Raw genomic sequence first — 19,960 nt, 5'->3', positions numbered from 1 at the left:
CATGAGCACCGCATCCCCGACTCCCACCATCCGTTCCGTCGCGACGCAGTTCGACCTGTCGACCGGCCTCGCCTCCGAGACGGCGTCGCTGCGTCGTCCTCTCTCGGCCATGGCCGGCATGTATGCGGACTCGGAGGCGTTCGCGGCGGCCGTCGCCGTCGATGACGTGCTGAGCTACGAGTTCTACGACATGGGCGTGCCGTCGCTCGAGACCGAGATCGCCTACGGCACGAGCGTGACGTACCCCGGCCGCGTCGGCGACGAGTACTTCATGACCAAGGGTCACTTCCACACCCGCCTGGAGGCCGCCGAGATCTACCTGTGCCTCTCGGGCGAGGGCCTCATGCTGATGGAGAGCCCGGAGGGCGACGTGCAGGTCGAGGAGTTCCGCGCCGGCCGGTCGGTGTACGTGCCGGGCCGCTACGCGCATCGCAGCATCAACACCTCCGCCACGGAGCCGCTGATCACGTTCTTCGCCTTCCCCGGCGACGCCGGGCATGACTACGGCACCATCGAGACCAAGGGGTTCCGGAAGATCGTCGTCGATCGCGACGGTGTGCCCACGCTGCAGGACAACCCGCGCTGGCAGAGCTGACGTCCGGAGCCCCGGAGCGCTGCCCATGGAACTGCCGGACGACCGTCTAGACTCCACACGTGACTGACCAGGACACGGGAGGGAACCTCCTCCACCAGATCTCCCGTCGCGCGGGCTCGCTCAGCCCGGCACTGCGCGGCGTCGCCGACGTGATCCTCTCGGATCCCGAAGAGGCGCAGGCCCTGTCGATCACCGAGCTCGCCGGACGAGCGGGCGTCGCGGATTCCACCGTCTCCCGGTTCCTCCGCGAGCTCCAGCTCGACGGGTACAACCAGCTGCGCCTCGGCATCGCGCAGGCGATCTACTCACGGCCCGTCTCGACCGAGCAGCGCACCAACTGGGTCTACGAGGGCGTGCTCAAGGGCGACAGCAGCGAGCAGATCGTCGAGAAGGTGCTGCACGGCAGCTTCGAGTCGCTCACGCGCACGACGGAGCGGCTCGATCCCGAGGTCATGAGCGCTGCCGTCGACCGCATCCATGACGCGTCCGCGGTGTACTTCGCCGCGATGGGATCGTCGGCGACGGCGGCCGAGAGTGCCATGATGCGCTTCGTGCGCGCGGGAAAGCGCTGCCACTTCTTCCGCGACCAGAGCGTGCAGACCATGGGGAGCGCGACTCTCCGCGAGGGCGACGTGCTGATCGCGATCAGCGACTCCGGCGACTCGACCTCTGTCGTCTCGTCCGCCCAGATCGCGAAGTTCCACGGCGCCTACGTGCTCGGTGTCACCTCGAACGTGGACTCCGCGCTGGCCTCGGTGGTCGACGACGTGCTGCTGACCGCCGGCACCGTCGCGAGCTCCGACGTCTACGGCGAATCGGTCACAGCGAAGTGGGGTCAGCTCCTGGCGATCGACGTCCTGTACGCGACCTACGCCACGCGCTTCTTCGAGGAGACCGCCGACTACCTGCAGGAGAGCTACCTCTCGGCGATCAAGCCGACGCGGGGGAGCGGCGGAGACTGACGCCGCACGCCCCCGTCGGGTGTGGCGGGGTGCTCAGTGGTCGACCCAGTCGAGCGACCGCGCCACGGCTTTCGTCCACCCGGCGTAGAGGCGTTCCCTCGTGCCGGCATCCATCTGCGGCTCGAAGGTGCGCTCGATCTCGATCGACGCACGCAGCTCGTCCTGCGAGGCCCAGAAGCCGACGGCGAGCCCTGCGAGGAACGCCGCGCCGCGCGCGGTCGACTCCGTGACGCGGGGCCGGTGCACGGGCACGCCGAGCTGGTCGGCCTGGAACTGCAGGTGGAAGTCGTTGGCCACGGCGCCGCCGTCGACCCGGAGCTCGGGGAGGGGCGTGCCGGACTCCGCCGTCATGGCGTCGATGACGTCGCGGTAGGAGTAGCTCATCGATTCCAGGGCGGCGCGCACGAGGTGGGCGCGTCCGGTGCCCGGTGTGATGCCGAACACCGCGGCTCGCGCGTACTGATCCCAGTACGGCGATGCGAGCCCTGTGAAGGCGGGCACGAGATACACCCCGCCCGTGTCGGGAACGGATGCCGCGATCGCAGCAGTCTCCTCGACGTCGTCGATGATGCGCATCTCGTCGCGGAGCCATTTGATCGTGACCCCGACGCCGAAGAAGACTCCCTCCAGGGCGTACTCGACGCGGCCGTCGAGTCCCCAGGCGATCGTGGTGATGAGCCCGGCCTCGGAGTGGACGGGCGTCGTGCCGGTGTTCATCATGACCGAGCCGCCCGTACCGTAGGTGGCCTTGACGGCGCCAGGCGTGAAGCACGCCTGCCCGAAGAGCGCGCCCTGCTGGTCGCCCGTGGCCGAGGCGACGGGGATGGCCGCGGCGAATCCTGCTGCGGTGCCTGTCGTGCCGTACACCTCGCTGGAGGGGCGGACGTCGGGCAGGATGCTGCGGGGGATGTCGAGGATGTCGAGGATCTTCTGGTCCCAGGCGAGCTCGCGGATGTTGAAGCACATCGTGCGCGAGGCGTTGGAGTAGTCGGTGACGTGCGCGGCGCCGTCGGTCAGCTTCCAGATGAGCCACGAATCGATGGTTCCGCAGAGCAGATCGCCCGCCTCGGCGCGCTCGCGCACTCCGGGGACGTTCTCGAGCAGCCAGCGGATCTTGGTGCCGGAGAAGTAGGTGTCGATCGGCAGTCCGGTCGATTCCCGGATGTAGTCCGCGTGGCCCTCGGTGCGCAGCACGTCGCAGAACTCGGCGGTGCGCCCGTCCTGCCAGACGAGGGCGTTGTGGACCGGTCGGCCGGTCACGCGGTCCCAGATGACGCACGTCTCGCGCTGGTTGGTGATGCCGATCGCCGCGACGGCTTCGGCGGGCACTCCCGACTCGGACAGCACGCGGTGGGCGACACGGAGCTGCGACTCCCAGATGACCTCGGCGTCGTGCTCGGCCCAGCCGGGTGCGGGGTAGTGCTGCTCGAACTCCTCCTGGGCGATGTGCTCGATGGACCCGTCATCTCTGAAGAGAATGGCGCGAACGCTGCCGGTGCCGGCGTCGAGAGCCATCACGTGTGTCTTGTTCATCCTCGAACCGATTCCACTTCGTCGTGTGTTGACCGGGCATCATGCCCGTGACTAGAGTGACCGAAGTTTATTCTGAACGCAAGTCGATCAGAGAAATATTTACCGAATGGAGCTTCCATGCGCGCCGCCGTCCTGTTCAGCCCGCACGAACCGCTGCGGATCGAGGAGGTGCAGACGCCCGATATCCTCGAGCCTCACGAGGTGCGGGTCGCGACCGCCGCGGTGGGGCTCTGCCACTCCGACCTGCACGTGATCGACGGGCGCGTCGCGCGACCCATGCCGATCGTGCTGGGCCACGAGGCGTCGGGGATCGTGAGCGAGATCGGATCGGCTGTGGACGACGTCGCGGTCGGGGACCACGTCATCGCCTGCTTCGTCGTGTTCTGCGGGGAGTGCCGGATGTGTCGCAGCGGACGACCGGCCATGTGCCAGGACCGGGAGGCGACGATGCGCGGCCAGGGCGCGGAGCCGCGCCTGTCGCAGGGCGGTGTCGAGGTGCAGCAGTGGACGAACGTCGGCGGCTTCGCCGAGGAGATGGTGCTGCACCGCAACGCCGTCACGGTGATCGACCGGCGGATGCCGCTCGACCTCGCCGCGATGCTCGGCTGCGCCGTGGCGACCGGTGTCGGCTCGGCACGCAAGGTCGCCGGCGTCGCGACGGGGGATCACGTGGTGGTGATCGGCGCCGGCGGTGTCGGGCTCAACGTCTGCCAGGGCGCGGCTCTCGCGGGAGCGGCCACGGTGATCGCGATCGACCGGAGCGACGAGCGGCTGCGGCTCGCCCAGGAGCGGTTCGGCGCGACGCACGGGATCAACACCTCGCAGGTGGCGGATGCCGCCGCCGCCGTCCGCGCACTCACCGACGGTGGGGCGGATCACGTCTTCGAGGCCGTCGGGATCCCCGGCCTCGTCGGGCTGGCGCTCGACGCGACGGCACGCGGCGGATCGGTCTGGGCCGTCGGGGTGTTCGGCGACGAGGCGGAGATCGGGTTCTCGGCCGGGCATCTGCACGCGGGCAAGGGCGTGCACGGGGTCAGGGCGGGGTCGCTCGAGCCGCAGACGGACCTGCCTCGGCTCGTGGAGGAATATCTGTCCGGGCGGCTCGAGCTCGACGCGCTCGCCGGTCGCCGGATCTCGCTCGACGAGATCAACGACGGGATCGCCGACCTCGAAGCCGGGGTCGGCGCCCGAACGCTGGTGGTGTTTCAGCCGATCGAATAGCCGCCGTCGACGTTGAGCACCGTGCCGGTGATGTAGCCCGCGTCGGGCGACACGAGGAACCCGATCGCCCGGGCGACGTCTTCGGCCTCGCCCCAGCGCGCCAGCGGGATGCGGGCGCTGATCCGCTCGAAGCGCGCGGCGTCGTCGCGGGCGCGGCGCGACATCGGCGTGGCGATCCAGCCGGGCGCCACGGCGTTCACACGGATGCCCTGCGGGGCATAGGCGACGGCCTGGGACCGCGTGAGCGACACGACCGCGCCCTTCGACGCGGCGTAGGCCGGCGAGTTCGGCGAGCCGAAGTAGCTCCACATCGAGGCGAAGTTCACGATCGATCCCTCGGCATCGGCCAGGCGGCCACGGAGCAGCTCGGCGACCGCCAGCACGCCGGTGACGTTCACGCCGAGCACCGCGTCGAACTGCTCGGGCTGCCACTCGTCGTCGCGGAGGATGGCGGCACAGGTCACCAGGGCACTCACCGGGCCGATATCGGCGAGCGATGCCTCGAGGGCGGCGCCGTCGCTGACGTCGCAGCGGCGGAAGGAGATCTCCTCCGGGAGGTCTGTGTCGGCATCGAGCCCGAGGGCCACGATGCGCCAGCCGCGCTCTCGCAGCAGCGTCGCCACGGCGCGGCCGATGCCGGTGCCTCCTCCGGTGATCACGGCGAGAGGTTCGGTGAGGGGTGTGCGGGACATGTCGTCTCCTGACGTATCGAAATTTATTCGACCGTAGCTTGACACCGGGTGAAATTTCAATGAGCATGTCTCACGTGCCCTCATCGACGACGCTCACACCCGACCGCCCCACCGCCGACGCCGCTCGCCTCGCGGACCGCGCCGCCTTCGTGCGCACCGAGACGATCCGTCTCATCGAGATCGCAAAGGTCGGCCACTACAGCTCGGTCTTCTCCGCCGCCGAGATCTTCGCCGCGCTGTACTACGGCGTGATGCGCACGGATTCCGCGCGGCCCGACTGGCCGGACCGCGACCGCTTCCTGATGGGGAAGGGTCACGCCGCGGTCGGTCTGTTCCCGATCCTGGCCGACCTCGGCTACTTCCCGAAGGAGGTGCTCGACGGATACACGCGCCTGGGCAGCCCGCTCGGGGACCACCCGGACATGACCAAGGTCCCCGGCATCGACTTCAGCTCCGGATCGATCGGCCATGCCCTCTCCAACGGGCTCGGGATGGCGCTCGGCGGGCGCATGGCTGGGCGCGACTTCAGCGTGTTCGTGATGCTCGGTGACGGTGAGATGCAGGAGGGGCAGGTCTGGGAGGCGGCGCTCGGCGCCGCGCACCACCGGCTCGGCAAGCTCGTCGCCATCGTCGACCGCAACGGGTTCCAGCTCGACGGCAGCGTCGACGACGTGATCGGCATCGAGCCGCTCGCCGACAAATGGCGCGCCTTCGGGTGGGAGGTCCACGAGGTCGACGGCCATGACGCGACCGCCGTGCGCGATCTGCTGCGCGACCTGGCCGCGCGCCCCGACGGCGACGCGCCCAGCTGCGTCATCGCACAGACCAAGAAGGGGAAGGGCGTGTCGTACATGGAGGAGGAGCCGGGATGGCACCTCGGGTACCTCGTGCCCGCCGACGCCGACAGGGCCGTCGCCGAGATCCTCGAGGGAGGTCGCGCATGAGCGCCCCGCAGCTGGCCGCCGGCTCCTGGCAGTACCGGAGCATCAACGCGCAGAACCCCGGGCTCGACCACCTCTCCGACGGCCTGCTCGACCTCGTCGAGGCCGGTGTGCCCGTCGTCGCGGGGACCGCCGACCTGCAGTACTCGAACGGGCTCGTGAAGTTCGCGCAGCGGCATCCGGATCGGTTCGTGCAGTTCGGGATCTCCGAGCAGAACATGGTGTCGGCTGCAGCGGGGCTGGCCACCACCGGCGCCGTCCCATTCGTCGCGACTTTCGCCTCGTTCCTCGCGCTGCTGTGCTGCGAGCAGATCCGCATGGACGTCGCATACACCCGCCTCCCGGTGCGGCTCATCGGTCATCACACCGGCATCGCGCTCGGCTTCTACGGCACGAGCCACCACGCCACCGAGGACATCTCGGCGCTGCGCGCCATCGCCGGCCTGACGATCGTCTCCCCGGCCGACGGCCCGCAGCTGCGCGCCGCGATCCGCGCCTCGGCCGACTGGCCGGAGCCGATCTACTTCCGCACCAGCAGAGGCCGCGATCCGCAGGTCTACGGTGACGATGTCGTCTTCGAGTTCGGCAAGGGCATCGAGCACTCGACCGGGACGGACCTGACGATCATCGCCTGCGGCACGCAGGTGCACCCGGCGCTCGCCGCGGCGGAGGCGCTCCGCGGCGAGGGACTCTCGGTCGGCGTGATCGACATGCCGACGATCAAGCCGCTCGACGACGAGCTGGTCCGCACGATCGCCGGGCGCAGTGCGGTCGTGCTCACGGTGGAGGAGCACAACGTGCTCGGGGGGCTCGGCGCGGCGGTCGCCGAGGTGATGGCGGAGATCCCGTCGGGTGCGCGGCTCGTGCGCCACGGCATCCGCGACGAGTACAGCCTCATCGCTCCGCCGACGCACCTGTACGCCCACTACCGCCTCGACGCGCCGGGCATCGCCGCCGTCGCGCGAGAGGCACTCGCATGACCACCTCCGCGACGCTTCCGCACGCGCACTGGCATGCCGCCACGGCCGTGCGTCCCGGCCCGGCCGTCATCTTCGACCTCGACGGGGTGCTCGCAGACGCGATGCACCGGCAGCACTTCCTCCATCGCGAGGTCCCCGACTGGGAGGCGTTCTACCGCGACGTCCATGCCGACGCGGTCATCGAGGCGGGTCGTGCCCTGCTCGCGTGCATGCGCGACGACGTCACGATCATCATCCTCACCGCGCGCGTCGACGAGGTCGCGGTCGTGACGCGTGAGTGGCTCGCAGCGCAGGGGCTGCGCTTCGACCTGCTCGTGTGCCGGCCACCGCGCGAGGACGACGATGCGACCGTGGCCGTGGACTACAAGCGCATCGAGATCGGCCGCATGCTCGCCTGGGGCATCGAGCCCATCCTCGGCATCGACGACAACCGCAAGATCGTCGACATGTACGACGAGTTCGGCATCCCGAGCCTGTACTTCCCCAGTGGCTACTACGACAGCAGCTCGCGCTACGACGGCGGCGTCTAGCAGCCCAGACGAGGAGAGCGGCGGGGATCCCCCGCCGCTCTCCTCGTCGGTTGCCGCCCGTTGCGGGATCAGGCGATCGCCGAGCGGGCGATGTCGGACAGGCGGGTGAAGAGCTCGCCGCGGGCCGGGATGTCGATCCCGTGCACCTCCGCGACGACCGACGTCCACGAGTACACGAAGTAGTCCCAGCCGTCCTCGACAGTGAGCTCGCGCTCCGCCCGCCGTGCTTCGGCCTGCGTGAGGAACAGGCGGGGTCCGCGGTAGTTCATGTCCCAGATGATCGAGCCGAGCGGGTACTCGACGTCGTCGGTGAGCGGCGAGCCCGGACGGTCCTTGCCCATGCCGGTCGCGTTGACGAGGACGGATGCCGGCGGCAGCCCGGCGACGACGGCGTCGGCCTCGCGAGCATCGTCCGTGACGTGCGCGACGACGGGGATCGGGAAGCCGATCTCCTCGTGCAGTGCGCGCATCTCCTCGAGGCGCTGCGGGGACCGCGCGGTCACGTGGATGCGCGCAGGAATCCGGCGTCCCTCGGACGCCGCTCGGTGCAGGCCCAGGGTCGTCGCTATCGACGCGCCCCCGGCGCCCAGCAGGAGCAGCTCCCCGCCGCGCTCCCAGTGCCCGTCGGGGATGAGGGACTCCAGTGCGAGGCGGCTGGTGCGGTCGTCGAGGGCCGCGCCGTGCAGCACGCCGTCGCGGACCGCCAGGCAGCTCACCTCGTGGAGCAGGCGCGCCGAATCATCGAGGTCGGCGAAGAGGTCGCCCGCTGCGGCGAGCACGTTGAGCTTGTGCGTCGTGATGAGGCCGCCGATCGAGCCGGGCTCATCGATCACCCGTTCGACCGCGGACCGGTACGCGGCGGCAGGGGCGTCGAGCGGAAAGTCCACACCGACGAGGCGGGAGTCGATGCCGAGCTCGTCCATCCACCGCGGATAGATCCGCTGCATCGCGGACTCCGCCGTCGAGACCCCGAAGAACCAGAACGTCGAGGTCATGCGGAGACCTCCGCCGCCGTGAACGGCACGCCGAGCTCGGGGATCCGCCACGCGATGTCGTCCACGTCGGCCAGGCGCCTCTCGAGGTCTGCCGGGTCGGCGGAGTTGAACTCGAACAGCCCCCAGTGGTGGCAGACGAGCGCGGGGATGTCCGCGTCGCGGCAGAGCGCCACCGCCTCCTCCAGGGTGAAGTTGCCCGGCACGCCGTGGTCGCGACGATGCGGGTCCCGACCGTTGACGGGCAGCAGAGCGATGTCGACGCCGAGGGCGCGGACGATGTCGGCCTGGCCGGGGTACGGCGCGCAGTCGCCGGAGTGGTAGATCCGGACCGATCCGATCTCGATGACGAATCCGAGGAAGAGGTTCTGCGCGTGCTCATCGGTCGTCAGCTCCTCGTGGGCGGCGGGCACGGCCGTCACCGAGATGCCGCCGCGGCTGCGGAAGGTCTCACCGGCATCCAGGCCGAGCAGACGCGGCGCCGGGATGCCGCGGGCGACGCCCTTCACGGCCTCCGATCGTGGGACCACGAACAGGGGGTCGCTCGAGCTCTGCAGGTAGGGGATCGACCCGAGGTCCATGTGGTCGGTATGTCCGTGCGTGCACAGCACGAGCGAGAGCCCGGTGACGTCGGACGGATTGACGGGGCTCGGGTGCAGGCGGCGGTGCGGGAACAGCCGGCCGCGGTACTTGTCCGCGAGGACGTCGCTCAGGTACGGATCGACGAACAGGAGCTCGTCTCCCGCGCGGATGGCGAAGCCGGCCTGGCCGAGCCACCAGAGGACGACCGCGTCCTCCTGGCCCGCCGGCGCGGGGAAAAGGGGATCCAACGGGAATCGGGCAGGCGTCATCGCAGCTCCTTCGAAAGAATTTCTCTAACGATAGCTACACCAGAAATATCCTGCAAGACGTGTCAGTCGTCGGTGCGGAACCCCGCGGCCTTATGGGTGCCGTCGCAGAACGGCTTGATGGCCGAGACACCGCACCGGCACAGTGCCACGGTGCGGCGCTGCGGGACGATCGTCTCGCCGTCCGGCGTGCGCAGCTCGATCTCGCCGCGCACCAGCAGCGGCCCGTCGGGGTACGGGGTGATGGTCGTCGGCTCCGGTGCGGCGCTCACGATCCCGCCGATGCCCGGAGCGAAGACTCGCCGGCCGCCCACGCGTCCAGCATGTGCGCGCCCGACCAGCCGTCGACCGTGAGACAGGCGGCAGCGCCGAACATGATGTCGGCGAGCAGGTCGGGTCGGTCTTCGGCGAGACCTCCGGCGAGATCGCGGGCGGCGATCTGCTCGTGCACGGCATCCGCCTCGATGTGCTCGTCGAAGTACTCCACGACATCCTGATCGAACTCGAGGCGGCGCAGCCCGTCGGCGTACAGCTTGCAGGGGATCGACGAGGTCATCTCGAACGCGGCGAGGTGGCCGACGATGGCCCCGAGCAGCCGGCGGTTGAGCCCGAACATCGACATCATGTTGAACGACGCGAGCGTGAGTGCCGGAACGTCGTCGATGTAGGTGCCGTACGTGGCATCGAGGCCGGCGGCGCGCATCGCATTCGCGAAGAGCACGGCGTGCACGCGCTGCGGGCGGCCCCCGCCGTACTCGTCGGCCTGGATCTCGACGAGCGCCGCCTTCGGCCGCCCGGTCAGGCGCGGGATCGCCCAGGAGTGCGGGTCCGCCTCGCGCAACGTGTACACCGAGCGCTGGACGAGCATCTCCTCGGCCTGCTCCCTGGTCGCCTTCTTCGCGAAGTAGCGCGACAGGCTGGGGCCCGTGTCGGCGGCGGCGAGGGCGAAGAGGGCTCGGCCGACGGCATCCATCGTCGGTTCGGGAAGCTCGGGCATCGGAACGTTCTCGCGCACGGCCCGCTCGAACGCGTCCTCGAGGATGCGGCGGGTCGTGAGCAGATGCGGATCCCACTCGAGTCCGGGATCCAGCGCGGGGAGGGATCCGTAGGCGGAGGAGTAGAGCAGGAACAACGCGAGCTGGATGTCGTCGTCGCGGATGACGTCGACGGTCTCGGCGACGGCTCCGAGAGCGAGGGCTGCGTGATCCGGGTCGCCGCCGGCGCCGGTGAGACCGCGGAGCACCGCGTCGCTGAGCGGGCCACGAGCGGCGAAGGGGACGGCGGTGTCGGTGACGAGCGCAGTGACGGTCATTGTTTCGGGGCTCCGATCGAGGCGATGAACGCCATCCTGCCGGGGCATTCGCGGTCGACGTAGGGACTTGACGCGCGCCTCGCGATGGTACATGGCGACACGCGGCGACATGTGTCGTCATGGTGCGGAACGTCCCTTCGCGTCCCGCGGAGGGGGCGCTTATATGGGCAGACACCCGAGCCCGCAGAGGAGCCCCCATGTCTCAGACCACCGCAGAGAGCACGCACAGCGTCACCACCGAACCCGCCGCCCACCGCGTGCGCGTGACCGCCGGTGACCAGATCATCGCCGACTCCGTGCGCGCCGTCGTGCTGCACGAGACGAACCACGCCGACCGCTACTACCTGCCCCGCGACGACGTCGACTGGTCGCTCCTGCAGACGACGGAATCGCGCACGCATTGCCCCGTCAAGGGCGACGCCGACGACTACTGGGCGCTCACGACCGACACGGCCACCGATGTCGCCTGGTCCTACCCGAACCCGTTCGACTACCTGCAGTCGATCGCCGGGTACGTCGCCTTCTACTCCGAGCGCGTCCGGGTGGACGCCGACGAGCTCCTGCCGCACTGACGCAACATCGCACCCTGACCCGAGGACACCGCACATGACCCTTCTCACCTCTCACCCCTCTCGCCGACGGCGAACGCTCGTCGCGGTCGCCGCCGTCAGCGCGACGCTGCTGGCGCTCACGGGATGCGCGACCAGCACGGCCTCCGGTGACGACGCCGAAGGGTCGGGCGACGCCGTCTACCGCATCGGGATCACCGAGCCCGGCGCCGAGATCGATCCGCTCACCGTCGCCGACAGCGACGCCCAGCTGATCGCGGGCCTCGTCACCGAGCAGCTCGTGAGCTTCACCGCCGACGGGGAAGCGCTGCCCCGTCTCGCGACCGAATGGTCGGCATCCGAGGACGGGCTGACCTGGACGTTCACCCTCCGTGACGGCGCGGTCTTCAACGACGGCACCCCGGTGACAGCCGCCGACGTCGTGGCGACGTTCGACGCGATCATCGGGGAGGACAGCGTCTCCCCGGCGAAGAGCGCGTTCACCGGCATCCTCGCCTCGGTGGCGGATGCCGGCGACGGCGACGTCGCCTTCACGCTCGCGCGGCCGTTCTCGGACTTCCCGCGGCTCCTGGCCGGCAACAACACCGGCATCCTTCCCGCCGACTACGAGCCCGGCACCTGGCTCGACGAGCCCGTCGGTGCGGGGCAGTTCCTGCTCGAGGACTACAAGGTCGGCCAGAGCATCACGTTCGCGAAGAACCCGGACTACTGGAACGCCGACGAGATCGAGCTCGACGGCGTGGAGCTGAAGATCTACAAGGATCCGCAGGCGTCGGTGCTCGCGTTCCAGGCCGGCGACATCGACCGCATCTCGATCACGCCCGACGTGCTCGCCACGGTGGACGTCGACGACTACGACACGCTCTCGAGCGGCTACAGCTACTTCTACGGCATCCACCTCAACGTCACGGAGGCTCCGTTCGACGACCCCACGATCCGCGAGGCGCTGGCGTGGGCGGTCGACCGTCAGGGCATCGTCGACAACGTCTACGGAGGCACGGCCGCTGTCGGCAACGACTACCCGGTGCTGCCGGACTACCTGCCGCAGCCCGAAGGCATCCCGCAGCGCGAACAGGACCTCGACAAGGTCGCCGAGCTGCTCGACGGTCGCACGGTGTCGTTCACGATCACCACGTCGTTCCAGCTGTTCGGCGAGGTGCTCCAGCAGCAGCTCAACGCCGTCGACGGCTTCGACGTCGAACTCGAGGTGCTCTCCGACGAGCAGTACTACGCGGAGGGCGCGGACTCGCCGTGGCTCAACGCGCCGCTCACCGTGACCAGCTGGGGCAAGCGCGTGCCGTCGCAGTACTACGGCCTGTTCTACGCCGACGGTGCGGCCTGGAACGCGGCGCACTACGCCAATCCCGAACTCGCCCGGCTCGTCGGCGACTTCGACGCCACGACCGACGAGGCCGAGCGCGAAGGACTGCTCACCGAGATCTCGCAGATCGAGTGGGCGGACGTGCCGACCATCATCCCCGCCCTGGCGCGATCGGAAGTCCTGCAGAGCAAGCGCGTGCAGGGCGAGTTCATCGCGCCGCTGGACTTCTGGTCCGGCTACAACTTCGCCGGCATCTCCGTCGAAGGGAAGTGACAGCCATGACCGTCAGCTTCTCGTCGGACGCGAACGCCTCGGTGCAGGCGTCCGCGCGACGAGGGCTGGCGGTCCTGCGCGGCCGGCACAATCAGGTGCCGCGCCTGATCGGTCAGCGCCTGCTCCAGGTGCCGCTCGTGCTGCTCGTGGTCTCGGTGCTGGTGTTCTGGCTCATCAAGATCGTGCCGGGCGACCCGGGGCGCAACGCGCTCGGACAGTATGCGACGGCCGAGCAGGTGCAGGCGTGGAACGAGGCGCACGGCCTCACCGGACCGATCGTCGAACGCTACTTCTCGTGGTTGATCGGCTTCGTCACGGGCGACTGGGGGACGAGCCTCATCTACGGCGCACCCGTGCGCGATCTCGTGATCGAGCGCCTCGGCAACTCGCTGTTCCTCGGCGCGGTGGCGTTCGTGGTCCTGGTGCCGGTGGCGTTCGCGCTCGGTGCCCTCCAGGCCCGCCGGGAGGGCTCCCGCACCGATCGGGCACTGACGATCGGGCTCATGTCGCTCGCCTCGGTGCCGGAGTTCGTCGTCGGCGTGCTGCTGCTGATCGTCTTCAGCCTCACCCTCGGGTGGTTCCCGATCCAATCCTCGATCAGTCTCGACGGCGCTCCCGGCGACGTGACCCGGGCCCTCGTGCTTCCGGCCGTCACGCTCGCCCTCGGCTACCTGTCGGTGCTGGCGCGGATGACGCGCACTGGCGTGCTCGAGACGCTCGACTCGCAGTACTACCGCACGGCGGTGATCAAGGGGCTTCACGGTGCACCGTTGACCGTCGGCCATGTCGCGCGCAACGCCGTGATCCCCACGGTCTCGCTGCTCGGCATCTACCTCGGCAGCCTTCTCGGCGGCAGCGCGATCGTCGAGACGCTCTTCGGGTATCCGGGCCTCGGCGCGCTGCTGGTCTCGGCCACGGTCGAGAAGGACATCTTCCTCCTCGAATCCGGCGTGATGGTGACGGGTGTGATCTCGCTGCTCGCGCTGCTCCTGACCGACATCGCGCTCGTGCTCATCGATCCGCGGGTCCGTTTCGAAGAGGGGGAATGACATGACCGTCACCGCCGCACTGCCGGATGCCGAGATCGCCGAGCTCCTCGTCTCCCCCCGCACGCGCTCGTCGCGACTGCGGAGGTGGCGGGTGCTCGTCGCCCGACCGAGCTTCACGATCAGCGCGGTCATCGTGCTCTTCTGGGTGTTCGCCGCCGTGGGCTGGCGGCTGCTCGGACTCGATCCCTTCGCCGACACCGGGCAGCGGCTCTCCGCCCCGAGTGCCGCCCACTGGTTCGGCACCGACCGCATCGGCCGCGACGTCTTCGCCCGGGTGCTCGCCGGCGCCGAGCCCGCCCTGCTCGTCGGACCGTTCGGCGCAGCGCTCGCCACGGCTCTCGGCTCGACGCTCGGACTCATCGCCGGATATCGCCGGGGCTGGGTGGACCAGCTGTTCATGCGCGGCTTCGACATCTTCCTGACCCTGCCGACACTGATCTTCCTGCTCGTGATCGTCGGGGCCTTCGGGGGGAGCCCGCTGACGATCATCATCGCCGTCGGCATCCTGTTCGCCCCCGGCATCGCGCGGATCGTGCGGGCCGCCGTCCTCGTCGAGATGGGCAAGCAGTATGTGCCGAGCGCGCGGATCCAGGGCGAGAGCGCCGCACGGCTGATCTTCCGCGAGCTGCTGCCGAACGTGTGGCCGCAGGTGCTCGTGCAGGCCACGCTGAGCATCGCCGGCGCGATCTTCATCTCGTCATCGCTCTCGTTCCTCGGCCTCGCCTCGGCGCCGCCGTCGCCCGACTGGGGCCTCGCCGTGAACGAGAACCGCACGTACCTGCAGGCCGCCTGGTGGACGCTCGCCTTCCCCACCCTGGCGATCGCCTCTCTCGTGGTGTCTCTCAACCTGATCGCCGACAACTTCCGAGAGGTCTTCCGACGATGACTGAACCCCTGGTGAGCGTGCGGGGCCTGACCGTGGACTACGAGGTCGACGGGCAGTTGCAGCGCGCGGTCGACCGCGTCGACTTCGACGTGGCACCCCACGGCGCGCTCGGGCTCGTCGGCGAGTCCGGCTCGGGCAAGAGCACGATCGCCTTCTCGCTCGCGCGCTTCCTTCCGGCGGGCGCGGTGATCTCGGCGGACCACCTGATCGTCGACGGCGTCGACGTGCTGAGCCTGGGCACACGGGCCCTGCGCGACTACCGCCGCACCCGCATCGGCTTCGTGTACCAGGAGCCGGCGCGGGCGCTGAATCCCACGCGCACGGTCGGCAGTCAGGTCGCCGAGACGTACCGGCTGCAGGGACTCCGCGCCGCCGCCGCACGTCGGGCGACCCTGGCCGCGTTCGACGACGTCGGTCTTCCCGATCCGCCGCAGCTCGTGCACCGCTTCCCGCACGAGCTCTCCGGCGGACAGCAGCAGCGCGTCGTGATCGCGATGGCGCTCGCCGCGGACCCCCGCCTGCTGATCCTCGACGAGCCGACGACCGGCCTCGACAGCCGTGTCGAGGCCGAGGTGATCGCGCTCGTCGGGCGCCTCCGTCGCGAACGCGGCTTCGCGACCCTGCTGATCAGTCACAACCTGCCCCTCGTCGCGAGTCATGCGGAGCGCATCGGCGTGCTCGAGCACGGAGAGCTCGTCGAGTACGGCGAGGCGCAGGACGTGGTCGAGAAGCCGCAGCACGCCTACTCGCGGCTGCTCGTCGATGCCGTCCCGCCGCTCGATGCGCCGTCACGACCTGTGGTGCCCTCGCACGCCGAGCCGCTGCTCTCGGTGCGCAGGGTGACCAAGCGCTACGGCTCGGCCCTCGCGCTCGACGACGTGAGCCTCGACATCGGCCGTGGCGAGGTGCTCGGCCTCGTCGGCGAATCGGGCAGCGGCAAGACGACGCTCGGGCGGGTCATCGCCGGCCTCGCGCGCGCGGAGGGCGCGGTGACCCTGAACACGACGGATGCCGCGTCGAAGGTGCCCGTGCAGTTCGTGTTCCAGAGCCCCGACGCCTCACTGAACCCGCGTCGCACGGTGCGGCAGACCCTCGCCCGATCGATCCAGCTGCTGCACGGCGAGACCGACCCGGAGGAGCTCGCGCTCTCGACCGGACTCTCGCCGGACGTTCTCGACAAGCTCCCCGACGAGCTCTCCGGTGGGCAGAAGCAGCGCGTGGCGATCGCCCGGGCGTTCGCCGGCCGCAGTCCGCTCGTCATCTGCGATGAACCGACCTCTGCGCTCGACGTGAGCGTGCAGGCGAAGGTGCTCGACCTGCTCGTCGAGCTCCAGGAGCGCACCGGGGTCTCGTACCTGTTCATCACGCACGATCTCGCCGTGGTCCGTCGCATCGCCCACCGCGTCGCCGTGCTGCGGCACGGCCGGATCGTCGAGACCGGCAGCGTCGACGACGTGCTCGGCGACCCCCGGCATCCCTACTCGGCATCGCTCGTCGATGCTGCACGAAGCCTCCGCGGCGGCACCACGCGAAGCGTCCCGATCACCGCCGCCGCGTGAGGACGGCGCTGACCGCGCGCGCACAGGAGGGCAGCGCGCGCGGTCAGCGTACGGGGAGGCCGGCAGGACGTGTGCGGGTGTTCCGGTCGCACTTCGTGCCGCCCCGCGCGCGCCGAGGCGACCAGAACTGCGACCGGAACGCACGAAGTCGGCACGAACTGCGACCGGAGCGGATGCCGGCGGCGACGGGATGCCGGCGGCGACGGGCTCAGGCGGCGCCGGGGCTCAGCCGGCTGGCAGCACCAGCGCGCGGATCGCGGCGCCCTCGGCGTCGTCGATGCGCGACCAGAACGCGAGTGCTCGCTCGCGCAGCGCAGGATCGACGATGTCGACGAGCTGCGACACGACGGTCGCCCGCAGACGCGCACGTGCGGCATCGTCGAGCACGCGGCGCACCAGATCTCCCGCCTGGCGGAAGTCGTCGTCGGGGTTCCAGACGCGAGCGCGCCGCGCGAAGTCGTCATCCCAGCCGGCGTCGACCGCGGCGAACGGCACGGCGGCGCGGCTCGCGAACCCCTCCTTGACCCGGTGCTGGTGGAACCGCCAGTAGGCGTCGATGCGCGAGAGCAGCATCGGGTCGGGGCTCGGTCCGATGCCGGGCACGAAGCTCGAGGGCGCGAACGCGGCCTGCTCGATCTCGGCCAGCTCGTCGTCGGGGTTGCGGTCGAGCACGAGCTTCCCCACCTCGATCAGGGGGTGGTCGGCTTTGGGCCAGATCTTCGTCAGATCGAAGGCGTTGAAGTGATCGGTGCGCGCGTCCTCGTAGGGCATCACCTGCACGGAGAGCGTCCACGACGGATGCTCTCCTCGCTCGATGGCCGCGCGCAGATCTGCGCGCTGATGGTCGACCTCGGTGTCGGCGATGTCCTCCGCCTCCGCGTCGGTCAGGTACTCGATGCCCTGATCCGTGCGCAGATGGTACTTGATCCAGAAGCGCTCCCCGGCGGCGTTCACCCACTGATACGTGTGCGAGCCGAAGCCGTCCTGATGCCGCCAGGATCTCGGGATGCCGCGGTCGCTCAGCAGCCAGGCGACCTGGTGGGCGGTCTCGGGACGAGCGGTCCAGAAGTCCCACAGCCGGTCGTAGTCGTAGACGGTGCCGTCGCGGTACATCTTGTGCGCCACGACGAGTGACGCGAAGGCCGCCTCATCGCGCAGGAAGAACACGGGGGAGTTGTTGCCGACCAGGTCGTACTCGCCCTCGTCGGTGAGGAACTTCACGGCGAAGCCGCGCAGGTCCCGCCACGCCTCGCGGCTGCCGCGGAACCCGACCGTCGCCGAGAACCGTGTGACGACGTCGACCCGTGCGCCCGGCTGGAACAGCGATGCCGACGTGAACGCGCTCACATCGCCCGTCGTCTGGAAGAAGCCGAGTGCGCCGCCTCCCTTGGAATGCCGGATGCGCACGGGGACCGGGCCGGGATCGGCGGCCGGGTAGTCGGCGCGGCGCGGCGCGGTCCCCGTGCCCGTCATCGGGTCACGCCCCCTCGTCGACGAGGCGGATGTCGAGCGTGTCGTAGAACGCGATGTGCCCGGCGATCGGCGTGAAGGCGCTGATCGGCTCGGGGTACGACCACGCCGCGGGGGCGTCGTCGTCGGTGCCGGCCAGAGCCCAGTAGTCGCTCGCCACGCCCTTGAACGGGCAGAACGTCGTGCCCTCGATCGAGCGGAGCTGCGCGAGGTCGACGTCGCCGCGCGGGAAGTACAGCCGCGTCGGCACATCGACCTCGTGCAGCTCGATCACCCGGGTGCTCGACGCGATCCGCGTGTCACCGCTCCACACTTCGACGGTTCCGTCGTGCTGTTCGAGGTGCACGAGTCCGTTCGTGGCGATTCCCGGTGCGTCCAGGACTGCGGAATCTGTCATGTCACTGCTCCTTCTCTGTGGGGTACTGCTTCTCTACGGGGGTCTGCGGGTGGGGCGGGCGGGAGGCGCCGTGCCCGAGCGGGCACGGCGGCGAGCAGGATGCCGACGATCGCGAGCGCGCCGCCCAGCACCTTGACGCCCTCCACGGGCTCGCCCAGCGCGACCGCGAAGGCGTAGCCGAGAGCGGGCACGGCTCCGGTCGCGGTGCCGGCGAAGGCGGCGGGCACCCGCTCGGCGCCGTAGTTGTAGAGCGCCATCGTCGGCCCGGTCACGATGAGCGAGAGGAACAGGATGCTGACCCAGCCCGGGCCGCCCGAGGGCCAGGCCGCGGCCCCCGTCGCCACCTCCCAGGCGAACCAGGGGAGCAGCAGCACCGCACCCCAGATCGCCGTCGCCGTGGCGAGCACGACGGCATCCGTCGGCGGTTCCGCGGTCTCGCCCACCGGGAGGGCGACGGAGGGCGCCGGCTTCCGCAGCAGCACCGTGTAGAGGGCGTAGGAGGCGAGTCCCGCGACGAGCAGCACCGCACCGAGCCCGAACCGCACGGCGCCGGCGGACGCCACGACGATCCCCACGGTGGTGAGCGCGAGGCCGGCGAGCACTCTCGCGGTGGGCTTCTCGCGGATCAGCCACCAGGCGATCAGCGCGGTCAGCACGGGAAGGGATGCCGACATCAGCGACGCGGTGCCGGCGGTGGACAGAACGAGCCCGAGATTGCTCGGCAGGTAGAACAGGGCCACGCCGGTGAGGGCGAGAACGACCGTGCGGGGTCGCCGCAGCGTCCGCAGCAGGGCGGTGATCCCGTGGCGCGGCCGGAGCACCGCGACCAGCACCAGCATGAGAGGGACGGCGAGCACCAGCCTCAACTCGGAGAGCACCGCCGGTGACGCCGTCACGAGCACGATCGCGCTCAGGCCGTACGTCGTCGACCACAGCGCCACCGAGACGATGACCGCGACGACGGGCAGCCAGGGACGCGGGACGGCGGTCATCGGCGGGCAGGCCGAGGGTTGCCGACCGCGACGCCGTCGACCGTGACCTCCACATGCTCCGAGTAGAAGGCGATGCGCCCGGCGACGGGTGCGATCACGGGCAGCGGCGCGGGATACGACCATGCGATCTCACGGTCGGAGCGGTCGGCCGTCGCCCAGTACCTGCTCGCCTCACCCTTGTACGGGCATTCGCTCCACCCGTCGATCTCCTGCAGCTGCGACCAGTCGACGTCTTCGGCCGGCAGGTAGTAGCGCGCGGGCAGCCCGGTCTCGTAGACGATCACCGGATGCCGTGACTCGGCGAGCACTCGTTCGCCGGCACGCACGACCACGTGACGTGTGGAGGGCAGCGCATCGACGCGGTTGCGGGGGTCGCGCGGGTGCGCGAACACCCGATCCTCCTCCTCGGTCCATCCGTCCAGCACGCCGGGGTACCAGGTCACCGCCAGGAAGCCGTCGAGCTCGTCGAGGTCCCAGGCCCACGCCGCCGCCGGAATGCGCCGGTCGCCCACGATCAGGTCGAACCACCGACGGGCCGCTCCCTTCGGACGGTAGTACTCCGCCGCAGGCGGCTCTCCCGGAGTCAGCAGGTCCGTGCGGACGTCGGCGAGCGGGAAGCCGTACTCCGGAACCTTCGCCTCGGGCTCCCACACGAGGATCGGGCGGCGGGAGTCGACGACGGCGAGGTCGTCGATCCAGCCGCGCACCCAGCGTTCGCTCGGCTCCCAGCGCCATGTCGGCGCCGTGAGCGGGACCCGTCGCACCAGCCGGGCGCTCTCGCGCGGTTCCAGGACGGGAGACGCGGCGGTCTCGGACATCGGTCCTCCTCGGGATGACG

General features: G+C 70.1%; 21 protein-coding genes. 11 read left to right on the top strand and 10 right to left on the bottom strand.

Annotated elements, in window-relative coordinates:
* The first annotated feature begins 1 nt into the window (after position 1).
* Together LC452_RS02095 and LC452_RS22020 are read left to right on the top strand one after the other, a co-directional pair.
* The gene (locus tag LC452_RS02095) at positions 2-595 is read left to right on the top strand and encodes a glucose-6-phosphate isomerase family protein (RefSeq protein WP_223622365.1); all 594 of its coding nucleotides are present in this window, start codon (positions 2-4) and stop codon (positions 593-595) included.
* A 59-nt stretch (positions 596-654) separates the two neighbouring features.
* The gene (locus LC452_RS22020; RefSeq protein WP_223622364.1) at positions 655-1,557 is read left to right on the top strand and encodes a MurR/RpiR family transcriptional regulator; all 903 of its coding nucleotides are present in this window, start codon (positions 655-657) and stop codon (positions 1,555-1,557) included.
* Positions 1,558-1,590: 33 nt separating this feature from the next.
* Here the strand turns inward: LC452_RS22020 and glpK are convergent, their stop codons facing one another.
* Positions 1,591-3,090: a glycerol kinase GlpK gene (glpK, locus tag LC452_RS02085; protein ID WP_223622363.1), complete on the bottom strand. Its 1,500-nt coding sequence runs from the start codon at positions 3,088-3,090 to the stop codon at positions 1,591-1,593.
* Positions 3,091-3,207: 117 nt separating this feature from the next.
* Between glpK and LC452_RS02080 the strand changes: the two genes are divergently transcribed.
* Entirely contained in the window at positions 3,208-4,311 is a 1,104-nt protein-coding gene (locus LC452_RS02080) for a zinc-binding dehydrogenase (RefSeq protein WP_223622362.1), read from the top strand.
* Here the strand turns inward: LC452_RS02080 and LC452_RS02075 are convergent.
* Positions 4,296-5,003, bottom strand: coding sequence for an SDR family NAD(P)-dependent oxidoreductase (locus LC452_RS02075; RefSeq protein WP_223622361.1), 708 nt, complete (start codon positions 5,001-5,003; stop codon positions 4,296-4,298). The two genes, LC452_RS02080 and LC452_RS02075, sit on opposite strands and share 16 nt — an antisense overlap.
* Positions 5,004-5,077: 74 nt before the next feature.
* Between LC452_RS02075 and LC452_RS02070 the strand changes: the two genes are divergently transcribed.
* Genes LC452_RS02070 through LC452_RS02060 form a run of 3 tightly spaced genes read left to right on the top strand, consistent with a single transcriptional unit; the run spans position 5,078 to position 7,454 of the window.
* On the top strand, positions 5,078-5,947 hold the full coding sequence (locus tag LC452_RS02070) for a transketolase (protein WP_223622360.1): 870 nt from the start codon (positions 5,078-5,080) through the stop codon (positions 5,945-5,947).
* Positions 5,944-6,924 carry a transketolase family protein gene (locus LC452_RS02065; RefSeq protein WP_223622359.1) on the top strand — a complete coding sequence of 327 codons (981 nt, stop codon included), beginning with the start codon at positions 5,944-5,946 and terminating at the stop codon, positions 6,922-6,924. The genes LC452_RS02070 and LC452_RS02065 overlap by 4 nt, the downstream gene beginning before the upstream one ends.
* Positions 6,921-7,454, top strand: a complete 534-nt coding sequence (locus tag LC452_RS02060) for a hypothetical protein (RefSeq protein ID WP_223622358.1) — start codon at positions 6,921-6,923, stop codon at positions 7,452-7,454. Before LC452_RS02065 ends, LC452_RS02060 begins: the two co-directional genes overlap by 4 nt.
* 68 nt (positions 7,455-7,522) lie before the next feature.
* On the opposite strand, the gene LC452_RS02055 is transcribed toward LC452_RS02060, so the two are convergent.
* The 4 genes from LC452_RS02055 to LC452_RS02040 all read right to left on the bottom strand — a co-directional run bounded on the left by LC452_RS02055 (position 7,523) and on the right by LC452_RS02040 (position 10,606).
* A complete protein-coding gene (locus tag LC452_RS02055) occupies positions 7,523-8,449 on the bottom strand; it encodes a shikimate dehydrogenase (RefSeq protein ID WP_223622357.1) in 927 nt (308 codons plus the stop codon).
* Positions 8,446-9,297, bottom strand: coding sequence for an MBL fold metallo-hydrolase (locus tag LC452_RS02050; RefSeq protein ID WP_223622356.1), 852 nt, complete (start codon positions 9,295-9,297; stop codon positions 8,446-8,448). The genes LC452_RS02055 and LC452_RS02050 overlap by 4 nt, the downstream gene beginning before the upstream one ends.
* A 62-nt stretch (positions 9,298-9,359) precedes the next feature.
* On the bottom strand, positions 9,360-9,566 hold the full coding sequence (locus LC452_RS02045; protein ID WP_223622355.1) for a CDGSH iron-sulfur domain-containing protein: 207 nt from the start codon (positions 9,564-9,566) through the stop codon (positions 9,360-9,362).
* On the bottom strand, positions 9,563-10,606 hold the full coding sequence (locus tag LC452_RS02040; RefSeq protein ID WP_223622354.1) for an iron-containing redox enzyme family protein: 1,044 nt from the start codon (positions 10,604-10,606) through the stop codon (positions 9,563-9,565). The genes LC452_RS02045 and LC452_RS02040 overlap by 4 nt, the downstream gene beginning before the upstream one ends.
* A 197-nt stretch (positions 10,607-10,803) precedes the next feature.
* Here LC452_RS02040 and LC452_RS02035 point away from each other — a divergent pair, with 197 nt between their 5' ends.
* Genes LC452_RS02035 through LC452_RS02015 form a run of 5 tightly spaced genes read left to right on the top strand, consistent with a single transcriptional unit; the run spans position 10,804 to position 16,263 of the window.
* A complete protein-coding gene (locus LC452_RS02035) occupies positions 10,804-11,178 on the top strand; it encodes a DUF427 domain-containing protein (RefSeq protein ID WP_223622353.1) in 375 nt (124 codons plus the stop codon).
* A 34-nt stretch (positions 11,179-11,212) separates the two neighbouring features.
* Complete coding sequence (locus LC452_RS02030) at positions 11,213-12,769, top strand: ABC transporter substrate-binding protein (RefSeq protein ID WP_223622352.1); 1,557 nt, start codon at positions 11,213-11,215, stop codon at positions 12,767-12,769.
* 5 nt (positions 12,770-12,774) lie between these two features.
* Complete coding sequence (locus LC452_RS02025; RefSeq protein WP_223622351.1) at positions 12,775-13,818, top strand: ABC transporter permease; 1,044 nt, start codon at positions 12,775-12,777, stop codon at positions 13,816-13,818.
* A 1-nt stretch (position 13,819) separates the two neighbouring features.
* Positions 13,820-14,704, top strand: a complete 885-nt coding sequence (locus tag LC452_RS02020; RefSeq protein ID WP_223622350.1) for an ABC transporter permease — start codon at positions 13,820-13,822, stop codon at positions 14,702-14,704.
* Positions 14,701-16,263, top strand: a complete 1,563-nt coding sequence (locus tag LC452_RS02015; RefSeq protein ID WP_223622349.1) for an ABC transporter ATP-binding protein — start codon at positions 14,701-14,703, stop codon at positions 16,261-16,263. The genes LC452_RS02020 and LC452_RS02015 overlap by 4 nt, the downstream gene beginning before the upstream one ends.
* A gap of 225 nt (positions 16,264-16,488) precedes the next feature.
* On the opposite strand, the gene LC452_RS02010 is transcribed toward LC452_RS02015, so the two are convergent.
* The 4 genes from LC452_RS02010 to LC452_RS01995 are packed head-to-tail and all read right to left on the bottom strand — an operon-like array spanning position 16,489 to position 19,940.
* On the bottom strand, positions 16,489-17,736 hold the full coding sequence (locus tag LC452_RS02010; RefSeq protein ID WP_223622348.1) for a catalase: 1,248 nt from the start codon (positions 17,734-17,736) through the stop codon (positions 16,489-16,491).
* A 4-nt stretch (positions 17,737-17,740) separates the two neighbouring features.
* Entirely contained in the window at positions 17,741-18,130 is a 390-nt protein-coding gene (locus LC452_RS02005) for a DUF427 domain-containing protein (RefSeq protein ID WP_223622347.1), read from the bottom strand.
* Positions 18,127-19,122: a DMT family transporter gene (locus tag LC452_RS02000; protein ID WP_223622346.1), complete on the bottom strand. Its 996-nt coding sequence runs from the start codon at positions 19,120-19,122 to the stop codon at positions 18,127-18,129. The genes LC452_RS02005 and LC452_RS02000 overlap by 4 nt, the downstream gene beginning before the upstream one ends.
* Entirely contained in the window at positions 19,119-19,940 is an 822-nt protein-coding gene (locus LC452_RS01995) for a DUF427 domain-containing protein (protein WP_223622345.1), read from the bottom strand. The genes LC452_RS02000 and LC452_RS01995 overlap by 4 nt, the downstream gene beginning before the upstream one ends.
* Between the last annotated feature and the right edge of the window lie 20 nt (positions 19,941-19,960).

It is taken from the genome of Microbacterium sp. EST19A (genome assembly GCF_019969685.1).
GTDB lineage: Bacteria > Actinomycetota > Actinomycetes > Actinomycetales > Microbacteriaceae > Microbacterium.
Note: the sequence above shows the minus strand (reverse complement) of the source record. Positions and strands in the feature narration are given on the sequence as shown.

Coding starts and splice junctions, on each gene's coding strand:
- glpK (WP_223622363.1), bottom strand. CDS start 3,090: ATGAACAAGACACACGTGATGGCTCTCGACGCCGGCACCGGCAGCGTT.
- LC452_RS01995 (WP_223622345.1), bottom strand. CDS start 19,940: ATGTCCGAGACCGCCGCGTCTCCCGTCCTGGAACCGCGCGAGAGCGCC.
- LC452_RS02020 (WP_223622350.1), top strand. CDS start 13,820: ATGACCGTCACCGCCGCACTGCCGGATGCCGAGATCGCCGAGCTCCTC.
- LC452_RS02080 (WP_223622362.1), top strand. CDS start 3,208: ATGCGCGCCGCCGTCCTGTTCAGCCCGCACGAACCGCTGCGGATCGAG.
- LC452_RS02055 (WP_223622357.1), bottom strand. CDS start 8,449: ATGACCTCGACGTTCTGGTTCTTCGGGGTCTCGACGGCGGAGTCCGCG.
- LC452_RS02095 (WP_223622365.1), top strand. CDS start 2: ATGAGCACCGCATCCCCGACTCCCACCATCCGTTCCGTCGCGACGCAG.
- LC452_RS02065 (WP_223622359.1), top strand. CDS start 5,944: ATGAGCGCCCCGCAGCTGGCCGCCGGCTCCTGGCAGTACCGGAGCATC.
- LC452_RS02035 (WP_223622353.1), top strand. CDS start 10,804: ATGTCTCAGACCACCGCAGAGAGCACGCACAGCGTCACCACCGAACCC.
- LC452_RS02005 (WP_223622347.1), bottom strand. CDS start 18,130: ATGACAGATTCCGCAGTCCTGGACGCACCGGGAATCGCCACGAACGGA.
- LC452_RS02030 (WP_223622352.1), top strand. CDS start 11,213: ATGACCCTTCTCACCTCTCACCCCTCTCGCCGACGGCGAACGCTCGTC.
- LC452_RS02025 (WP_223622351.1), top strand. CDS start 12,775: ATGACCGTCAGCTTCTCGTCGGACGCGAACGCCTCGGTGCAGGCGTCC.
- LC452_RS02010 (WP_223622348.1), bottom strand. CDS start 17,736: ATGACGGGCACGGGGACCGCGCCGCGCCGCGCCGACTACCCGGCCGCC.
- LC452_RS02060 (WP_223622358.1), top strand. CDS start 6,921: ATGACCACCTCCGCGACGCTTCCGCACGCGCACTGGCATGCCGCCACG.
- LC452_RS02015 (WP_223622349.1), top strand. CDS start 14,701: ATGACTGAACCCCTGGTGAGCGTGCGGGGCCTGACCGTGGACTACGAG.
- LC452_RS02050 (WP_223622356.1), bottom strand. CDS start 9,297: ATGACGCCTGCCCGATTCCCGTTGGATCCCCTTTTCCCCGCGCCGGCG.
- LC452_RS02075 (WP_223622361.1), bottom strand. CDS start 5,003: ATGTCCCGCACACCCCTCACCGAACCTCTCGCCGTGATCACCGGAGGA.
- LC452_RS02000 (WP_223622346.1), bottom strand. CDS start 19,122: ATGACCGCCGTCCCGCGTCCCTGGCTGCCCGTCGTCGCGGTCATCGTC.
- LC452_RS02040 (WP_223622354.1), bottom strand. CDS start 10,606: ATGACCGTCACTGCGCTCGTCACCGACACCGCCGTCCCCTTCGCCGCT.